This is a genomic window from Bacillus sp. G402 (assembly GCF_051172515.1).
Taxonomy (GTDB): Bacteria; Bacillota; Bacilli; order Bacillales; family Bacillaceae; genus Bacillus; species Bacillus altitudinis.
Genome location: NZ_JBPIZC010000001.1, coordinates 1030179 through 1047887, shown reverse-complemented (window position 1 = coordinate 1047887; position 17709 = coordinate 1030179). Strand labels below are relative to the sequence as shown.

Here is a 17709-nt window from a genome sequence, read left to right as displayed (position 1 = left end):
GACTTGCAGGCTGCTTTTTTCTATCGAGATGAAAAGAGTCCGCTCTCTTCATCATATCGAATCGGTGATGTTTTAAACTCTGCTTTTGTTAACTCTGTTTGCATGGGTTCACAGATGGGAAGGCTGAACACCCTTGAAGCGCGAATATCAAGATCAAGGGCGGGATGTGAAAAGGAAGACAGTTTACTCACAAGTGGTACATCCAACTCTTTTTTTACAAGAGACAAGTACTGTTGTCCTTTCCTTGTCATTCCAAGTAAACGAATATAGGGCGCTTTTTTCTCTTCAAGCAGCTCGTGCATCGTCTTTTTCTTCACGTTCATTAATAGATGCGTATTCATCCGCTGTAACCTTGTCCACGTATATCGTTTTGTTTTGACAAGTGATAGATACTCCTCGTAGGAAGACGCATGTGTCATGGCTTTTTGCATGCGATGTTCAATGCCTTCTTCAATTTCATAGATGCCCTCTAGTTCACTCGTATCCATTGTATGAAAAACATGTTTCAGAAAGCGAAAATAGGCTTCTTGCGTATGTAAAAGACCATATGAAGAATGATAGTCGTGTAATTGCTTTAAAGTAGCGTCCGGGAGGTAGGGCGTGACTGCTTGAAATGAGCTCTGTTCTTTTAAAGCTTTTCGGATACTTGTGGCGCTTGCGATTTTTTGGTTGTCAGGCAGTTCTTCATCATGATAATCAGATGCAATTCTTTGAGACGTAAAAGGCTGCATGTGAGGAGCTCTCTCTAAGATGGCTTTAACATAATGAAAGCCTAAAATGTTATTTGGTTTGGACAAATCCAGTAAGTGTTCAGAATGAATGGCCTCTTGAAACGCACCTGCTGCTGCTGCGGGATAACTAAGACCTTCTTTCACCTTTTCTTTTGTTAAAAGATCAATCTCTGCCTTTTTTTCATGCCAAGCGTGTGCTGTGCGCTCAAATGCGTTGATCTCTCCATCCTCACTGCCGAAAAAAAGAGAATGGCATTTTAATGCATCGAGGATGGACACAGCGCCATTGGCGAAGGTTTCTGCCTTTTGTACGGCATATATGTATGGAAGCTCACACAGAATGTCTACGCCGTTTTGCAGTGCCATTTTTGTACGTGCCCATTTTGAGACGATGGCAGGCTCCCCGCGCTGGAGGAAAGAACCGCTCATGACGGCAATGGCAACATCTGAGGAGGTTTGTTTTTTCGCCTGATTCACATGATAGGCATGCCCATAATGAAATGGATTGTACTCGACAACGACTCCCACTGCTTTCAATAGATGTTCCGCCTTTCTTGCTATGGTTAAATGGTCTGTGCTACAGTAGCATAAGGGAAAAATGAAGACCATTTTTTTCAGTGTAGGCATTCCGAGAACTGATGTCAAACAGCTCTTTGACATCATGAAGGACTGTAAAGAAAAAATATTGACAAATAGCATGATGAAAGCTATAATCATGTTTGTTGCTCTTAGAGGTGATACAATTGAAATGGACAGTTTATCAGTTACATCAAAAAGCTAAAAACAGCTTCGATTTTCATGAGACGGTTGACTTAAATGAACTTACTAGCCTTCATTCAGATATACGTCGCATTTCACCAGTAGAGGTGAAAGGGACTGGAGTGATCGAATCAAAGCAAGTCGCATTTGATTTAACCATCACAGGTGAAATGACATTGCCTTGTTCAAGAACGCTTGTTGATGTAAATTATCCATTTGCGATTTCAACAAAAGAACTATTTGTACTTCATAAGACAGACGACATAGAAGATGAAGACGTATCTGTTGTAGAAGACGATATCATCGACTTAACGCCTATAGTCAAGGAAGAAATTCTTCTTGAAGTGCCCATGCAAATCTTTTGCGACCAAGCTGGCGTAAAAGGTGCTGCACCACAGGAAGGGAATGACTGGGCGGTCATTTCGGAAGATGCACATCAAAACCGAATTGATCCTCGTCTGGAAGGCTTGAAGAAGCTCTTAGAAGAAAATAATGAATCTTAACTCTTTAAGGAGGTGGGAATAATGGCTGTACCTTTTAGAAGAACTTCTAAAATGAAAAAAAGATTGCGTCGTACGCATTTCAAACTACAAGTACCTGGTATGGTAGCTTGCCCAGAATGCGGTGAAATGAAAATTTCTCATCGTGTCTGCAAATCTTGCGGAACATACAAAGGCAAAGACGTAAAAAGCAACTAATGCTTGATAAAAAAACGTGAGGGAATCTTCCCTTGCGTTTTTTTATTGATCTATTTTTTAGGTTTCTCTCCTGCAAATAGTCTATCTACTCTAGTAAGCGCATATGATGTGGTATTCAGATTCAGGGGGGATGATGAGTTGACGATTACACGGCAGGACGCATGGACACAAGATGAAGATTTACTTTTAGCAGAAGTTGTTTTAAGGCATATCCGAGATGGGGGTACCCAGCTTTCAGCATTTGAAGAGGTTGGAAAAGCATTGTCAAGAACAGCAGCAGCATGTGGATTCAGGTGGAATTCTTACGTCAGAAAGCAGTACCAGGCAGGCATTGAGCTTGCCAAAAAACAGCGAAAAGAACTGCGTAAAAAAATTGGTATCCATTCTTCGGGTTTACCGCAGCATGCGTTCACCATAGAAGAGAAGGCATCTTCTGATCAGACTGAACTGACGCTTCGAGAAGTAATTCGGTTTCTAGAGCAGCTTGAGAAAGAACCATCTGGTCCAGCTTATTTACGGGAGGAGCTTAAAGATGCACAGCATCAATTAAAATCACTCACCGAAGAAAATGAACAGCTGAAACGTCAATTAAAAATGACAGAAGAAGATTACCGGGCACTTATTGGTATTGTTGAAAGAGTCAAACAGAATATCAGCTTAAAAGATTACGCAAAATAAGAAAACGCCCCTCACAGATGGAAAGAGGGGCGTTTTCTTAATGATTAAAATGATTAAGCGGACTCACCTGTGTTCTTTTGAATATGTGCCGGCTCCCAAATGAGTGGGTTTTCTCCTTTATCGCGTTCCATATCATATTTCACCGCTTCAAAGCCCATTTTATCCCAAAAACCGGCAGATTTGACGCGTGGATTCGTTCGAATTGGAAGGCCAAAAGATTTTGCGAAATCAACAAGTGCTTCGCCGTAACCTTTACGCTGATATCCTGGCAACACTTCTAGCTTCCACAGCTCTAGATAATCATGATTATGGTCAAAATACGTCGTCGTCGAGCCATCTACTTGATAGAGGCTCATACGTGCCACAAGCTTATCTCCAAAGTAAATCCCATAAAATGGAGAGTTGCTGTCATTTTCAATCATATTACTTTCTAGGTCTTCAAGCATGGAAAGTTCTTGTATGCCATATTCCTTAAATTGTTTAAATTCCTCTAATGTTTTGTAGTTAATCAGAAGACGTTTTACTTGTGTCATGTGATCTTCCCCCTTACACACATAATGTCGACAGTGATGTCATTGAAGGCGTTTTCATCCCATCCGCCTAAAAAAGTTTTTACACTTATTATTATAGTTTTTTAATTAAAAAAATTCAATCATAGCGCGTTATCTGCTTTTTGCATCGTAGCACGAAACTGGTAAAATAGTTGATAACATGAAGTAAACAGAAAAAGGGAAGTGCGGCAATTGAAAATTGGAATCATTGGCGGTGGTGCGATTGGTCTGCTTTGTGCCAGTTATTTATCAGAACATCATGACATCACCGTCTTTACAAGAAGGAAACAGCAGGCAGAAGAAATTCGAGCATTAGGCATTGAACGAATGGTAAGAGGGGAAACCATTCAATCAGCTGTTGGGGCCGATACGGGGGTCAAAGGATTATTTGATTTGCTGATTGTGACAGTGAAGTATCATCATCTGCAAGATGTTCTAGGGGAATTATCGGGACTGCCTCGTCATCGGATCTTATTTTTGCAGAACGGAATGGCCCACTTATTCGATTTAAAGAACTGGAAAGCGGCACATCAGTTATATATTGGTGTAGTAGAGCATGGCGCAATGAAGGTGTCTGATCGCGCAGTAAACCATACAGGAATTGGTGTCATCAAGTGGGGAGCATTTCTGCATGAGGAAAAAGAACCTATGGGTAGTGAACTATCAACGTGCGATTTTCAAATGGTTTATACAGATGAATGGAAGAAAGTACTGGAGGAAAAGCTGCTCGTCAATGTGTGTATTAATCCGTTGACGGCTCTATTACATGTGAATAATGGGGAATTGGTATCGAACCCATCATATGAACATATGATGACATGTGCATTTGAAGAAGCGGTTTCCATTCTAGGGTTGCTTGAGAAAGATCGTCTATGGGCTCATGTGAAATCAATTTGCCATCAAACGGCTGCCAATCAATCGTCAATGCTACAAGATATCGTCAAAGGCCGCCAAACTGAAAGAAAAGCAATCATTGGCTACCTTTTAAAAAAAGCTCAAGGTCAAGGGATGACGCCGCCATTCCTCACTTTCTTGAATAGAAGCTTGGAAGTATTGGAAAAAAAGCAAACAAAATCTTTTGAGTGAGCTCATTTACATGCTATACTTTTTTCGGGAAACTAACTATTTATTGAAGAAAGGAAGTTCTAAACATGCAATTGACTGAACTTTCCATCCGAAGTCAGAATTTATTCATACGTGATTATATAGAAGAAAAAAAAGAGATGACTGCTTTTTTTGATTATGATATACATTCTGAGCACACATGGAAAAAGAGATACGACGATCTCATGGAAAGGAGCTTCCCGCGCGAGGCTTTAGCGGATTATATGAGCGCATATCATGCAAAATTTGATTCGGCTGCGATGCGTGAGAATATTGAGAAGATACGTGATGAACGGAGCGTCATGGTGGTTGGAGGACAGCAGGCAGGCTTACTGGCAGGTCCGCTTTATACCATACATAAAATCATTTCCATTATTCAGTTTGCCAAAGAAAAAGAATCAGAGCTTGGCGTTCCTGTTATTCCGGTCTTTTGGGTAGCGGGTGAAGATCACGACGTAGACGAAATTAACTTTGTGTACACGTCTGGCGAAAAAGGCCCAGTCAAACAAAAGCTTCCATTACATCATGTGAAAAAAACAGCTGCGAAAAGAACACCTCTCCACCAAGAGAAAACAGAGAGATGGCTTCGTGATGTATTTTCAACCTATGAGGAATCTGCTTACACAAATGACTTGTTTGATCAGCTTCTTCGATGTTTACGCAAATCAGAAACGTTTACTGATTTCTTTGAGTGGATTGTTTGCGATCTATTTGAAGAAGATGGACTGCTGTTATTGAATTCAGGAGACTTCGGCGTGAAGCCACTTGAACGTACGTTATTCAAGCAAATTGTGGAGTCGAGTGATGCGATCGTGGCTCACTTAAATAACACGCAGGCTGCCATGGAACAAGCGGGGTATCAGCCGATTATTGAAGCTGGTGACCATCAAGCCAACTTGTTTTACGAATATGATGATGAGCGTTTCCTCATTGAAAAAGAGAATGGCCAATTTTCTATATCCGAAGTGGGGCTTACTTGGACAAAAGATGAGCTTTTGCAGGAAGTCGAGGAGCACCCAGAGCGGTTTAGCAATAATGTGGTGACCCGTCCATTGATGCAGGAAACCCTTCTTCCAACGCTTGCTTTTATGGCTGGACACGGTGAAGTGAACTATTGGGGTGAGCTGAAAGGCATCTTCGAGTACTTCGATGTCAAAATGGCACCCGTTCTTCCAAGACTGCACGTCACCATTCTTGAAAGGCACATTGATAAGAAGCTGCCGATAAGAGAATTGTCGGTTGAAGAAGTGCTGACAAAAGGCGTGAAAGAAAAGAAGGATGCGCACTTTCAGCAAAGTCTTCCAGACAGCTTTGTTCAATCGGTTCAACATGCCAAACGTGAATTAGCGAATGTTCACGAGGCAATGAGACAAGAAGCGCTAGAGATCGAACCAAGCTTTGAACAGCTATTAGATAAAAATGCCAAATTTATAGAAGACCAGCTTCAATTTGTTTATCAAAAGGTTGCAAAGCGTGTGGAAGAGAAGGAAGGATACATCCTTCGAGATTTTGAACGGATTGAAAATAGTTTAAAACCACTCGAAGCACCACAAGAAAGAATTTGGAATATCATGTACTTTTTAAACAAATATGGTCCAGAATTCTTCAAAACGTTCAAAAATCTGCCATTTTCATTTCAAAACAAGCAACAAATTGTCAAACTTTGAAATAAAGTTTTAATGAACCCTGACTAGTTCAGGGTTTTTTTTTATGTAGAAACAGTGTAAAATAAGTTTTGTGGAGAGAAGTGGTGGATAGTGGAGAGTATGGGTGAGAAAGTGGGGCTCTGATATCATGTTCATGGGTGAATACCAACATACGATTGATACAAAAGGGCGCATGATCATCCCTGCTAAATTTAGAGACGGTCTCGGAGAACAGTTTGTGCTGACGAGAGGGCTTGATCAATGTTTATTTGGCTACCCTATGAGTGAGTGGAAACTAATTGAAGAGAAACTCAAAGCACTGCCGCTAACGAAAAAAGATGCACGTGCGTTTACCCGGTTCTTCTTCTCCGGCGCAGTTGAATGTGATCTGGACAAGCAGGGGCGCATTAACATCGCATCCAACCTACTCCAATATGCAAAACTCGAAAAAGAATGTGTGGTCATCGGCGTTTCAAATCGAATTGAGTTGTGGAGTAAGTCGATCTGGGAACAATATACAGAAGAGCAAGAAGATTCTTTTGCTGAAATTGCTGAAAACATGATTGGATTTGATATATAATAATCCCTTGTGCAGCAAGCTTTCTACACATTCATTTCTATTTGAAAAAGGTGGGACCATATCATCATGTTTCAACATGAGACAGTATTATTAAAAGAAACAGTTGACGGTTTAAACGTCAAAGAAGACGGTACATATGTGGACTGCACGCTAGGCGGCGCAGGTCATAGCTCATATTTACTATCTCAATTATCAGAAAAAGGTACATTGATTGGGTTTGACCAAGACGATGCTGCACTGGATCATGCACGAGAGAAGCTCGCACATGTTAAAGCGAACATTCTTTTCATAAAAAGCAACTTCCGATATTTAAAAGAACGTCTGAATGAACAAGGAATTACAAGCGTAGACGGTGTGATTTTTGATCTTGGGGTTTCATCACCTCAGCTTGACACACCAGAGAGAGGCTTTAGTTATCACCATGATGCACCTCTTGACATGCGAATGGATCAAACCGCTGCTTTGTCGGCAAAACAAGTGGTGAATGAATGGCCATTTGAAGATCTAGTTCGGATTTTCTACAAATATGGGGAAGAAAAATTCAGCAAGCAAATCGCACGCAAAATTGAAGAAGCTAGAAAAAAAGCGCCAATTGAAACAACAGGTGAGCTTGTCGACATTATTAAAGAAGGAATTCCCGCACCTGCAAGACGAAAAGGCGGACATCCAGCGAAAAGAGTGTTTCAAGCGATCCGAATTGCCGTAAATGACGAATTGAAAGTATTTGAAGAAGCACTAGAACAAGCAATAGAGTTACTCAATCCGAAGGGGAGAATTTCTGTCATTACATTCCATTCACTTGAAGATCGGATTTGTAAAAGTACATTTAAAGAAATGTCTTCTCTTCCAGAACTTCCGCACGGACTACCAGTGATTCCAGAAGGACTTGAACCAAAACTGAAGCTGATCACGAGAAAACCAATCGTTGCATCAGAACAAGAGCTGGAATATAACAACCGTGCCCGTTCAGCGAAGCTCCGAATTGCAGAAAAAAAGTAAACGACACCATAGATGATGATAAAAAGGAGGTTTCTTATGAGTAATTTGGCTTACCAAAGAGAAGTAAAGCAACATCAAACCGAGCAGCAAGGTCAATCGGTTGTTATTAGAAGAAGAGGTTCTATTACACTTGGTGAAAAAATCTTACTTGTCATGTTTGTCATGGCTCTCATGTGCAGCTCGATCCTCATCATTTCGAAAGCCTTTGCTGTTTATCACGCAAATATCGAAGTGCAGAAACTAGAACAGCAAGTGTCTTTAGAATCGAAAAAGATCACTGAACTGCAAAAGGAAAAAGACTTACTAAGTGAACCAGAGAGAATCATTGAAGCCGCTAAAAAAGCGGGCTTAAGCATATCGAAAGATGTTAAGAAGGTCGATTAACATGGCGATGCCTAAAAAGAATAAAATGATGAACAGAGGCGCGGCAATTGCGAGTATTTGCTTCGCCCTGTTTTTCTTTATCATCCTTGCACGTTTTATTTATATTCAGATTACGGGAACCGTCGATGGACAAGTGTTAGCTGCAAAAGCCAATGAACAATATCAATCGAAAAAAACACTTGAAGCCAAAAGAGGGTCCATTTTAGACAGAAATGGCAATGTGATTGCGGAAGATACATCTGTGTATAAGCTAATTGCAATCATGAGCAAGAAAATGACGGTCGATCCAAAGCATCCGATGCATGTCGTTGACAAAGAAAAGACAGCAAAAGAGCTGTCAAAAGTCATTGATATGAGTGAGAGTGAAATTTTAAAGCGTCTGAATACAAAGGATGCGTTCCAAGTTGAGTTTGGTAAAGCCGGAAAGGATATTAGTTTTTCAACAAAGGAAAAAATTGAAAAGCTAAAACTTCCTGGGATCGCCTTTGAAAAAGACACAAAGAGGTATTATCCAAACGGCATGTTTGCTTCGAACTTAATCGGTTACGCTAGATTAGATGAAGCAACGAAGGACATGTCAGGCGCAATGGGTCTAGAAAAGGCTCTGAATAAATATTTAAAAGAAAAAGATGGCTATGTAACTTATAACAGCGACAGAAGCGGATGGGCACTTCCGAATAGTAAAGAAGACATCGTTGCCCCGAAAGACGGGAAAAACGTCACGCTGACCATCGACCAAAAAATTCAGGCATTTCTTGAAGAAAGTATGACGCAGGTCGCTAAAAAATATAAGCCGAAGAAAATCATTGCGACAGTCGTTGATCCGAAAACTGGAAGAGTTCTTGCAATGGGACAGCGGCCAAGCTTTAATTTAAATGAACTCGACATTACGAATTATAACAACGATGTCATTTCTTACGCATTTGAACCAGGTTCAACGATGAAAATTTTTACACTCGCTGCTGCTATCCAAGAAGGAGTGTACCAAGGCAGTGACAAGTATCAGTCTGGTACTTATAAAGTAGGCGGCGGTCTTGTAAGAGACCATAACAACGGAAATGGCTGGGGGAAAATTGATTTTCATGAAGGTGTTCTTCGTTCTTCAAACGTAGCTTTTGCGAAACTGGCAAAAGAAAAGTTAGGTTTCACACGCTACGAACAATACTTGCAAAAATTCCATTTCTATGACAAAACAGGCATAGACTTGCCGAACGAAGCGTCTAGTAAAATCAATTTCAGATACGAATATGACAAAGCATCGACTGCTTATGGTCAGGCGTCCGCGATTACCCCAATTCAGCAAATTGAAGCGGCGACAGCCATTGCAAACGGTGGAACGATGATGAAGCCATATGTAATCGATCATATTACAGACCCGAACACAAACAAAACAATTTTACAGCACGAACCAACAGTAGCTGGAAAACCAATTTCTTCTGATACAGCGAAGCAAGTCCGTGACATTTTAGGTGAGGTCGTTTCCTCAAAAATTGGCACAGGACAGCCATATCAAATCAAAGGTTTTGATGTCGCTGGGAAAACAGGTACAGGACAAATTGGCGGTGCTGGCGGCTACCTTCAAGGGAGAAACGATTACGTCTTTTCATTTATGGGAATGGCACCAAAAGATGATCCGAAGCTGCTCGTTTATGTGGCTGTCCAACAGCCTCAGCTATCTGAAACACAAACAGGCTCTGCCCCTGTTTCAGAAATCTTTAACCCTGTGATGAAAAATAGTTTGCTCTATTTAAATATCGCACCAACAAAAACAGATGATAAAAAATCTGGCAAACAGAAAATAAAACAAGAAACAATGCCGTCATTCCTAGATTTAGAAGTGAAACAGGCAGAAACAGAAGCAAAAAACAAAAAGTTATCACCTGTTGTCATTGGTGACGGTCTATCCATTAAACGCCAATGGCCAAATGCGGGCTCTGAATTCTCTGAAAGCCAGAAAGTCTTTTTGAAAACAGCAGGGAAAACCATTAAAATGCCTGATATGACAGGCTGGTCCAGAAGGGAAGTTCTTCAATATGCGTCTATTTCAGGTGTGCATATTGAAACAAATGGACAAGGATATGCTGTCAAACAAAGCGTGAAAAGTGGAGCGGAGATTTCAGATAAAGTCGTCACAGTGACCTTCAAAAGTCCAAATTAACTTGAAAACCTAGCAAATCATTTGCTAGGTTTTTTTCTTTTGCTTGAGCGATGGACGAGATCGTTCTATAAAAAGACGAGCCTGCATATGATGAAAACAAGCCATATGTAAGGAGTGAACCGGGCGTGCGAGTGTCAAGTGTAACAGTGAGAAAACGATTGCTTTTCGTGCTGCTGTTTGGGGTGATCATTTTTTTCATCATAGATACTAGATTAGGATATGTGCAGTTTATTATGGGCGAGAAGCTGACCAGTTTAGCGAAAGATTCATGGAGCCGTAACCTTCCATTTGAACCAGAACGAGGAGATATTTTGGATCGAAATGGGGTGGAGCTGGCGACGAACAAAAGTGCTCCCTCTATTTTAGTCGTGCCGCGGCAGGTGAAAGACCCTGCAGAAACAAGCAAAAAATTAGCAGCAGTGCTGAATATGTCTGAGGAGAAAGCGTACAAGCATGTCACCAAGAAAACGTCTATAGAGCGGATTTCCCCAGAGGGGAGAAAAGTATCTCATGAAAAAGCAAAAGAAGTCAGAGAGCTTGATTTAGATGGAGTCTATGTAGCAGAGGACAGCATTAGACATTACCCGTTTGGAAGTTTCTTATCTCATGTATTAGGTTTTGCTGGAATTGATAATCAAGGCTTACTTGGGCTAGAAGCGTACTATGATGATGACCTAAAAGGTGAAAAAGGCTCTGTGAAATTTTATTCTGATGCAAAAGGGCAAAAAATGCCAGATGAAGCAGATGATTATACACCGCCTAAAGATGGGCTTGATATGAAATTAACAGTTGATTCAAAAGTGCAAACCATCATCGAACGAGAACTAGACAATGCCCAGGCAAAATATAACCCAGATGGCATGATTGCCATTGCCATGAATCCGAAAAATGGTGAGGTGCTGGGAATGTCGAGCAGACCTGACTTTGATCCGGCTGACTATCAATCAGTTGATCCAAAAGTATTTAACCGAAACTTACCGGTGTGGAGCACATATGAGCCAGGATCGACGTTTAAAATCATTACACTGGCAGCTGCCCTGGAAGAAAATAAAGTAAATTTAAAACGTGATCAATTTTTTGACAGCGGATCTGTGACAGTGGATGGCGCAAGGCTCAGATGCTGGAAAAAGGGAGGACATGGATCACAGTCGTTTCTAGAAGTGGTACAAAACTCTTGTAACCCGGGATTCGTCGAGCTAGGCGACCGTCTTGGAAAAGATAAATTATTTTCTTATATTAAGAATTTTGGCTTTGGTCAAAAGACAGGAATCGACCTTCAAGGAGAAGGTAGAGGAATTTTGTTCCCGCTTGATCGTGTTGGTCCTGTAGAACAGGCAACAACAGCCTTTGGTCAAGGTGTATCTGTTACGCCGATTCAACAAGTAGCTGCAGTGGCAGCCGCAGTAAATGGAGGAACGCTTTACACCCCTTATATTGCAAAAGAATGGATCGATCCAATTACAAAAGAGGTGGTAAAAAAGCAATCACCAATTGCCAAGAAGAAAGTCATTTCAGCGGAGACGTCTAAAGAAATCAGGTATGCCCTTGAAAGCGTAGTCGCTCAAGGAACTGGCCGGAATGCATTCGTTGAAGGATATCGGGTGGGCGGAAAAACAGGAACAGCACAGAAAGTAAAAGACGGAAAGTACATGGAAAATAACCATATTGTGTCATTTATCGGTTTTGCGCCTGCGGATGATCCAAGCATTGTTGTGTATGTAGCAGTAGATAACCCAAAAGGCACGATTCAATTTGGTGGGACAGTAGCAGCACCTATTGTGGGCCATATTATGCGAGACAGTCTGCCTGAAATGGGCGTGAAAAAAAGAAAAGGACAAATTGAAAAGAAGTACCAATGGCTGGACACAAAAACCATTGAGGTACCGAATCTTGTAGGAGGATCTGTTTCTGACCTTGAATCACTCTTGATTAATTTAAAGATTGATGCTTCAGGAACTGGCAGTAAAGTGGTGAAGCAATCGCCTGCTGCCGGCACAAAGGTCAAAGAAGGTTCCACGATCCGATTATACTTAAATGATGAATAATAAAGAATGAACAGAGGGTAGCCGCACTCATTCGGCTGCCTCTTTTTGTTGAAAGAGAAGGGTCGCTTTAAAAAAAGAGCATAAAGTGTGTTTTTTCCAAGAGAAACTTAAGGAATACGCTGGATGTATCCTTTTTTTTACGATAAAATATAGACTGTGTGTTTTTTTCACAAGACATGCACGTGAACGAATTTGAGAGGTTTGATATGAAATGAAATTACAAGAACTCCTTACATACTTTAAAAGTGAAAACAATGAACTGATAAACGAAAATCCGGAGATTACTTCCATTGAAATGGATTCAAGAGAAGTAAAAAAAGGGAGTCTTTTTGTCTGTATAAAAGGCTATACAGTAGATGGACATGATTACGCTGAAAAAGCGGTGAAAAGCGGGGCTGCAGCGATTGTAGCAGAACACCCACTTCACATAACAGATGTACCAGTCATTATTGTAAAACACTCTCAAAGAGCACTTGCAAGAATGGCAGATGCTTTTTACGAACAGCCAACTCATAAACTCAATCTAATTGGTATTACAGGAACGAACGGGAAAACGTCCACAACACACATGATTGAGCAAATCATGAGAAAAGCCGATAAAAAAACAGGTTTAATCGGTACGATGTATATGAAGGTAAACGATGAAATTCTCGAAGTGAAAAACACAACACCTGAGAGTGTCACCCTTCAGAAGACCTTTAAGCAGATGCTTGATCAAGACGTAGATACGGCCATTATGGAAGTATCATCACATGCTTTGCATCTTGGGCGTGTTCATGGATGTGATTATGATATTGCCGTCTTTACAAATCTTACCCAAGATCATTTGGACTACCACAACACAATGGAAGAATATAAACATGCAAAAAGCTTGCTCTTTTCCCAGCTCGGAAGTGCCTTTCAGCACGATAAGCCGAAGCATGCCATTTTAAATGCAGATGATGAAGCGTCTAGTTATTTTGAAAAAGTCACAGCTGCTGAAATTATGACGTATGGCTTAGAGCAAGAATCAGATGTAATGGCAAAGAACATTCAAATCAAACCAAAGGGAACACAATTTGATTTGATCACCCCAATCGGCACAAAAAATGTGACGGTTGCCCTTATTGGGAAATTCAATGTGTATAACATTCTAGCAGCTGTATCAGTAGGAATTGTATCAGGCTTAACGTTTGAAACGATCGTTAGTGCCATTGAAGAACTTGAGGGAGTCAAAGGAAGATTCGAACTTGTGAATTGTGATCAAGACTTCCCAGTCATCGTTGATTATGCGCACACACCTGACAGTTTAGAAAATGTACTGACTACGTGCAGAGAATTAACAGAAGGTAGAATTTTCTGTGTAGTTGGCTGCGGGGGCGACCGTGATAAAACCAAGCGCCCTCAGATGGCCCAAATCGCTGTGAAATATGCAGATGAGCCTGTTTTCACATCAGATAATCCAAGAAGTGAAGATCCATCAGCCATTTTGAAAGACATGGAAAATGGCGTGCCAAACGCCTATTATCATAGCTTTGTGAACCGGAAACAGGCCATCTTTTTTGCCATTGCTAATGCAAAAAAGGGCGATACAGTCTTAATAGCTGGAAAAGGCCATGAAACGTACCAAATCATTGGTGATCAAGTCTATGACTTTGATGATGCCAAGGTGGCAGCCGACGCTATTTTAGATCTAAACAAATCTTAAAAATGATGAAAAGAGTGTAATGAAATGAAGCATTTTGTACAAAAACAACATACGAAAGACACGAATGAATATCATAATAATGAATGCTATTTTCTAATGGAAAACGGCTTTGGAAATTCGGAAGGAGTAAAGAACAATGCTTGAACAGGTGATATTGTTTACAATCATAATGGGATTTTTAATCAGTGTTCTTTTATCCCCGATTTTTATTCCGTTTTTAAGAAGACTTAAATTTGGTCAAAGTATTAGAGAAGAAGGACCTCAGTCTCACCAAAAGAAATCTGGTACCCCAACAATGGGTGGAATTATGATTATCTTTTCTATTACAATTACAACGATCGTGATGATTAACAAATTCTCTGAGATTAGTCCAGAAATGTTTTTATTGTTATTTGTCACCCTTGGCTACGGATTATTAGGATTTTTAGATGATTATATTAAAGTAGCGATGAAGCGAAATCTTGGCTTAACATCAAAACAAAAACTGATCGGGCAAATTGTGATTGCTGTGATTTTCTATGCAGTCTTCCATTATTATGAGTTTGCAACGACTATTCGCATTCCAGGAACAGATGTCAGCTTTGACTTAGGATGGGCATACTTTATCCTCGTCGTTTTCATGCTTGTCGGTGGTTCTAATGCGGTAAACCTTACAGATGGACTTGATGGTTTATTATCTGGAACAGCTGCTATTGCATTCGGAGCTTTTGCTATATTGGCTTGGAATCAATCTCAGTATGATGTGGCGATCTTTTCGGTAGCAGTAGCAGGGGCTGTCCTTGGGTTCCTTGTCTTTAATGCGCATCCTGCAAAAGTATTTATGGGTGATACGGGATCGCTTGCTTTAGGCGGTGCCATCGTGGCCATTGCCATTTTAACGAAACTTGAGATTTTACTCGTCATTATTGGAGGAGTATTTGTTGTTGAAACGTTATCCGTTATCCTTCAAGTCATCTCCTTTAAAACAACTGGAAAAAGAATCTTTAAGATGAGCCCGCTTCACCACCACTATGAGTTAGTTGGCTGGTCTGAGTGGAGAGTAGTTGTCACCTTCTGGACAGCTGGTTTATTGCTTGCTGTTTTAGGAATTTACATCGAGGTGTGGTTATAATTGAATAGGATGCAAATGTTAAAAGACGAACATGTACTAGTACTAGGCCTTGCAAAAAGCGGATATGCGGCAGCCTCAATTCTTCACGAACACGGAATAAACGTGACGGTCAATGACCAAAAAGCTTTTGAAGAAAACGAGCCTGCTCAGTTACTTTCTGAAAAGGGGATTGATGTCATTTGTGGCAGTCATCCTCTTCGTATGTTCGACGATAAAGAAATTACGATTTTAATTAAGAACCCTGGAATTCCTTATGAGAATGTGATGGTTCAAGAGGCGCTTCGCCGAAAAATTCCAGTTTGGACTGAAATAGAATTGGCGTATCATTTGACCTCATCTCCTTTTATTGGGATTACCGGATCAAATGGAAAAACGACCACGACCACTTTGATTTATGAAATGTTGAAAAAAGACAGCCAAAAAACATTGGTAGCAGGTAATATCGGAACGGTCGCAAGTGAAGTTGCCGCGCGTGCAGCGGGCGATGAATGGATCGTAACTGAGCTCTCTTCATTTCAGTTAATGGGAACCGTTGAATTCAGACCTAAAATCAGCTTAATATTAAATATTTTTGACGCACATTTAGACTATCATCACACGCGTGAAGAATACGAAAAAGCAAAACAGAAAGTGTATGCACATCAACAAGAAGATGACATAGCTGTGGTTAACCTAGATGATCCTTCTGTTGTCAAACTAGCAGAAGATTCGAAAGCGCAAAAAGTGTTTTTCTCAGTTAAAGAGCCGGTAGCACATGGAGCGTTTATTAAAGATGGTGCCATTTACTATATGAATGAACATGTCATTGACCTCAAGGATGTTGTTCTTCCTGGTGAGCATAACCAAGAAAATATTCTAGCAGCTATTTGTGTTGTAAAAAATGCAGGCTGCTCAAACGAAGCGATTGCGCAAGTTCTTACTACATTTAGTGGAGTGAAGCATCGTTTGCAATTTGTGGAGACGATTCAAAATAGAAAATTTTATAATGACAGTAAAGCGACCAATATACTGGCAACAAGTAAAGCTTTGTCTGCCTTCAAGCAGCCGACCATTTTACTAGCAGGTGGACTGGATCGTGGCAATGAATTTGATGAATTAAAACCTTTTATGAAGAATGTTAAAGGAATGATTACATTTGGTGAGACTGCGCCTAAGTTTGTGAAGCTTGGTGAAGAGCTGGGAATACATCACGTAAAACATGTCGATAATGTTGAACAAGCAGTACCTGCGGCGTTTAGCATATCTGAAGAAGAAGACGTGATTTTATTGTCTCCAGCTTGTGCAAGCTGGGATCAGCATAAAACATTTGAAGAACGTGGAGACATGTTTGTAAACGCCGTGCATATGCTTAAATAAGGGCTTGTCTCTCATAAGACTGACAGCCCAAATGAAATTATGCTTGGGGTGTCGGTCTCTTGACGAATAAGAAAACTTCTCCGGATTTTTTGCTTGTTGTCATTACGTTACTTTTATTGACGATTGGTTTAATTATGGTGTACAGCGCAAGTGCTGTGTGGGCATCGTATAAATTTGATGATTCGTTTTATTTTGCAAAAAGACAGCTTTTGTTTGCCGGAATCGGAGTTATCGCAATGTTTTTCATTATGCGGGTCGATTATTGGACGTGGCGGACTTGGTCAAAGATACTGATTGCAGTGTGTTTTCTCCTCCTCGTGCTTGTCTTGATTCCTGGTATCGGTATGGAGAGAAATGGTTCAAGAAGCTGGATTGGTGTCGGTGCGTTTAGTATTCAGCCCTCTGAATTTATGAAGCTTGCGATGATTGCGTTTCTTGCAAAATTCTTATCTGAAAAGCAAAAGAATATCACATCCTTTCGTAAAGGTTTTGCCCCAGCACTAGGCATTGTGTTTTCTGCATTTGCCATCATTATGCTGCAGCCGGACCTAGGTACAGGAACGGTTATGGTTGGAACCTGTATTATTATGATATTTGTTTCAGGTGCGAGAATCGCTCACTTTATCTTTCTCGGTCTTTTAGGGCTTAGCGGATTTGCCGCACTTGTCTTATCAGCACCCTATCGAATAAAACGAATTACATCTTATTTAAATCCTTGGGAGGATCCACTTGGCAGCGGGTTTCAAATTATTCAATCGTTATACGCTGTCGGTCCAGGTGGCCTGTTTGGAATGGGGCTAGGTCAGAGTAGACAAAAATTCTTCTATTTGCCTGAGCCTCAAACAGACTTTATCTTTGCTATATTGTCTGAAGAACTTGGATTTATAGGTGGATCACTCATTTTGCTGCTCTTTAGTGTTCTATTGTGGAGAGGCATTAGAATAGCCCTCGGGGCACCAGATTTATATGGGAGTTTCTTGGCAGTGGGCATCATCTCAATGGTTGCCATTCAAGTAATGATTAATATCGCAGTTGTCACTGGCCTCATCCCTGTGACGGGCATCACACTCCCATTCTTAAGTTATGGCGGTTCATCACTTACATTAATGCTGATGGCAATTGGCGTACTTTTGAATGTAAGCAGGTATGCTAGATATTAATGTGCTGATAGTTCATGAAACCATATAGACTTGTATTTTGCAAAAGTATGAAAAAATGATTT

General features: G+C 40.7%; 16 protein-coding genes. 14 read left to right on the top strand and 2 right to left on the bottom strand.

Going from position 1 to position 17709, the window contains the following annotated elements:
- Positions 1-20: 20 nt before the first annotated feature.
- Positions 21-1268: a nucleotidyltransferase gene (locus ACSBQP_RS05475; RefSeq protein ID WP_435028245.1), complete on the bottom strand. Its 1248-nt coding sequence runs from the start codon at positions 1266-1268 to the stop codon at positions 21-23.
- A 206-nt stretch (positions 1269-1474) separates the two neighbouring features.
- Here ACSBQP_RS05475 and ACSBQP_RS05470 point away from each other — a divergent pair, with 206 nt between their 5' ends.
- The 3 genes from ACSBQP_RS05470 (at position 1475) to gerR (ending at position 2866) form a co-directional block, all read left to right on the top strand.
- Positions 1475-1993: a YceD family protein gene (locus ACSBQP_RS05470; protein WP_061419002.1), complete on the top strand. Its 519-nt coding sequence runs from the start codon at positions 1475-1477 to the stop codon at positions 1991-1993.
- A 21-nt stretch (positions 1994-2014) separates the two neighbouring features.
- On the top strand, positions 2015-2188 hold the full coding sequence (gene rpmF, locus ACSBQP_RS05465; protein WP_008354700.1) for a 50S ribosomal protein L32: 174 nt from the start codon (positions 2015-2017) through the stop codon (positions 2186-2188).
- Between the two features lie 138 nt (positions 2189-2326).
- Positions 2327-2866: a sporulation-specific transcriptional regulator GerR gene (gerR, locus tag ACSBQP_RS05460; protein WP_017359370.1), complete on the top strand. Its 540-nt coding sequence runs from the start codon at positions 2327-2329 to the stop codon at positions 2864-2866.
- A 53-nt stretch (positions 2867-2919) separates the two neighbouring features.
- Here the strand turns inward: gerR and ACSBQP_RS05455 are convergent, their stop codons facing one another.
- Positions 2920-3399, bottom strand: coding sequence for an N-acetyltransferase (locus tag ACSBQP_RS05455; protein WP_007499784.1), 480 nt, complete (start codon positions 3397-3399; stop codon positions 2920-2922).
- Between the two features lie 210 nt (positions 3400-3609).
- Between ACSBQP_RS05455 and ACSBQP_RS05450 the strand changes: the two genes are divergently transcribed.
- The 11 genes from ACSBQP_RS05450 (at position 3610) to spoVE (ending at position 17647) form a co-directional block, all read left to right on the top strand.
- A complete protein-coding gene (locus ACSBQP_RS05450) occupies positions 3610-4503 on the top strand; it encodes a 2-dehydropantoate 2-reductase (protein WP_435028244.1) in 894 nt (297 codons plus the stop codon).
- Positions 4504-4568: 65 nt separating this feature from the next.
- Positions 4569-6188 carry a bacillithiol biosynthesis cysteine-adding enzyme BshC gene (bshC, locus tag ACSBQP_RS05445; protein ID WP_435028243.1) on the top strand — a complete coding sequence of 540 codons (1620 nt, stop codon included), beginning with the start codon at positions 4569-4571 and terminating at the stop codon, positions 6186-6188.
- Between the two features lie 127 nt (positions 6189-6315).
- A complete protein-coding gene (gene mraZ / locus ACSBQP_RS05440; RefSeq protein WP_003211163.1) occupies positions 6316-6747 on the top strand; it encodes a division/cell wall cluster transcriptional repressor MraZ in 432 nt (143 codons plus the stop codon).
- Positions 6748-6813: 66 nt separating this feature from the next.
- Positions 6814-7746 (top strand): 16S rRNA (cytosine(1402)-N(4))-methyltransferase RsmH, encoded by a 933-nt coding sequence (rsmH, locus tag ACSBQP_RS05435; RefSeq protein ID WP_007499781.1) that lies wholly within the window; start codon positions 6814-6816, stop codon positions 7744-7746.
- Between the two features lie 36 nt (positions 7747-7782).
- Positions 7783-8130, top strand: coding sequence for a cell division protein FtsL (gene ftsL / locus ACSBQP_RS05430; protein ID WP_008344998.1), 348 nt, complete (start codon positions 7783-7785; stop codon positions 8128-8130).
- 7 nt (positions 8131-8137) lie between these two features.
- Complete coding sequence (locus ACSBQP_RS05425) at positions 8138-10288, top strand: penicillin-binding protein (RefSeq protein WP_024720306.1); 2151 nt, start codon at positions 8138-8140, stop codon at positions 10286-10288.
- A 125-nt stretch (positions 10289-10413) separates the two neighbouring features.
- Positions 10414-12333 (top strand): stage V sporulation protein D, encoded by a 1920-nt coding sequence (locus ACSBQP_RS05420; protein WP_060781051.1) that lies wholly within the window; start codon positions 10414-10416, stop codon positions 12331-12333.
- 211 nt (positions 12334-12544) lie between these two features.
- Complete coding sequence (locus ACSBQP_RS05415) at positions 12545-14020, top strand: UDP-N-acetylmuramoyl-L-alanyl-D-glutamate--2,6-diaminopimelate ligase (protein ID WP_326110343.1); 1476 nt, start codon at positions 12545-12547, stop codon at positions 14018-14020.
- Between the two features lie 136 nt (positions 14021-14156).
- Complete coding sequence (mraY, locus tag ACSBQP_RS05410; protein ID WP_007499771.1) at positions 14157-15131, top strand: phospho-N-acetylmuramoyl-pentapeptide-transferase; 975 nt, start codon at positions 14157-14159, stop codon at positions 15129-15131.
- A 9-nt stretch (positions 15132-15140) separates the two neighbouring features.
- Complete coding sequence (gene murD / locus ACSBQP_RS05405) at positions 15141-16487, top strand: UDP-N-acetylmuramoyl-L-alanine--D-glutamate ligase (protein WP_370539203.1); 1347 nt, start codon at positions 15141-15143, stop codon at positions 16485-16487.
- 59 nt (positions 16488-16546) lie between these two features.
- On the top strand, positions 16547-17647 hold the full coding sequence (spoVE, locus tag ACSBQP_RS05400) for a stage V sporulation protein E (RefSeq protein ID WP_007499768.1): 1101 nt from the start codon (positions 16547-16549) through the stop codon (positions 17645-17647).
- The last annotated feature ends 62 nt before the right edge of the window (positions 17648-17709 follow it).

Excerpts from the sequence above, each read along its gene's own strand:
- rpmF (WP_008354700.1), top strand. The coding sequence starts at position 2,015 with ATGGCTGTACCTTTTAGAAGAACTTCTAAAATGAAAAAAAGATTGCGT.
- ACSBQP_RS05455 (WP_007499784.1), bottom strand. The coding sequence starts at position 3,399 with ATGACACAAGTAAAACGTCTTCTGATTAACTACAAAACATTAGAGGAA.
- bshC (WP_435028243.1), top strand. The coding sequence starts at position 4,569 with ATGCAATTGACTGAACTTTCCATCCGAAGTCAGAATTTATTCATACGT.
- mraZ (WP_003211163.1), top strand. The coding sequence starts at position 6,316 with ATGTTCATGGGTGAATACCAACATACGATTGATACAAAAGGGCGCATG.
- rsmH (WP_007499781.1), top strand. The coding sequence starts at position 6,814 with ATGTTTCAACATGAGACAGTATTATTAAAAGAAACAGTTGACGGTTTA.
- ftsL (WP_008344998.1), top strand. The coding sequence starts at position 7,783 with ATGAGTAATTTGGCTTACCAAAGAGAAGTAAAGCAACATCAAACCGAG.
- ACSBQP_RS05425 (WP_024720306.1), top strand. The coding sequence starts at position 8,138 with ATGCCTAAAAAGAATAAAATGATGAACAGAGGCGCGGCAATTGCGAGT.
- ACSBQP_RS05415 (WP_326110343.1), top strand. The coding sequence starts at position 12,545 with ATGAAATTACAAGAACTCCTTACATACTTTAAAAGTGAAAACAATGAA.
- mraY (WP_007499771.1), top strand. The coding sequence starts at position 14,157 with ATGCTTGAACAGGTGATATTGTTTACAATCATAATGGGATTTTTAATC.
- murD (WP_370539203.1), top strand. The coding sequence starts at position 15,141 with ATGCAAATGTTAAAAGACGAACATGTACTAGTACTAGGCCTTGCAAAA.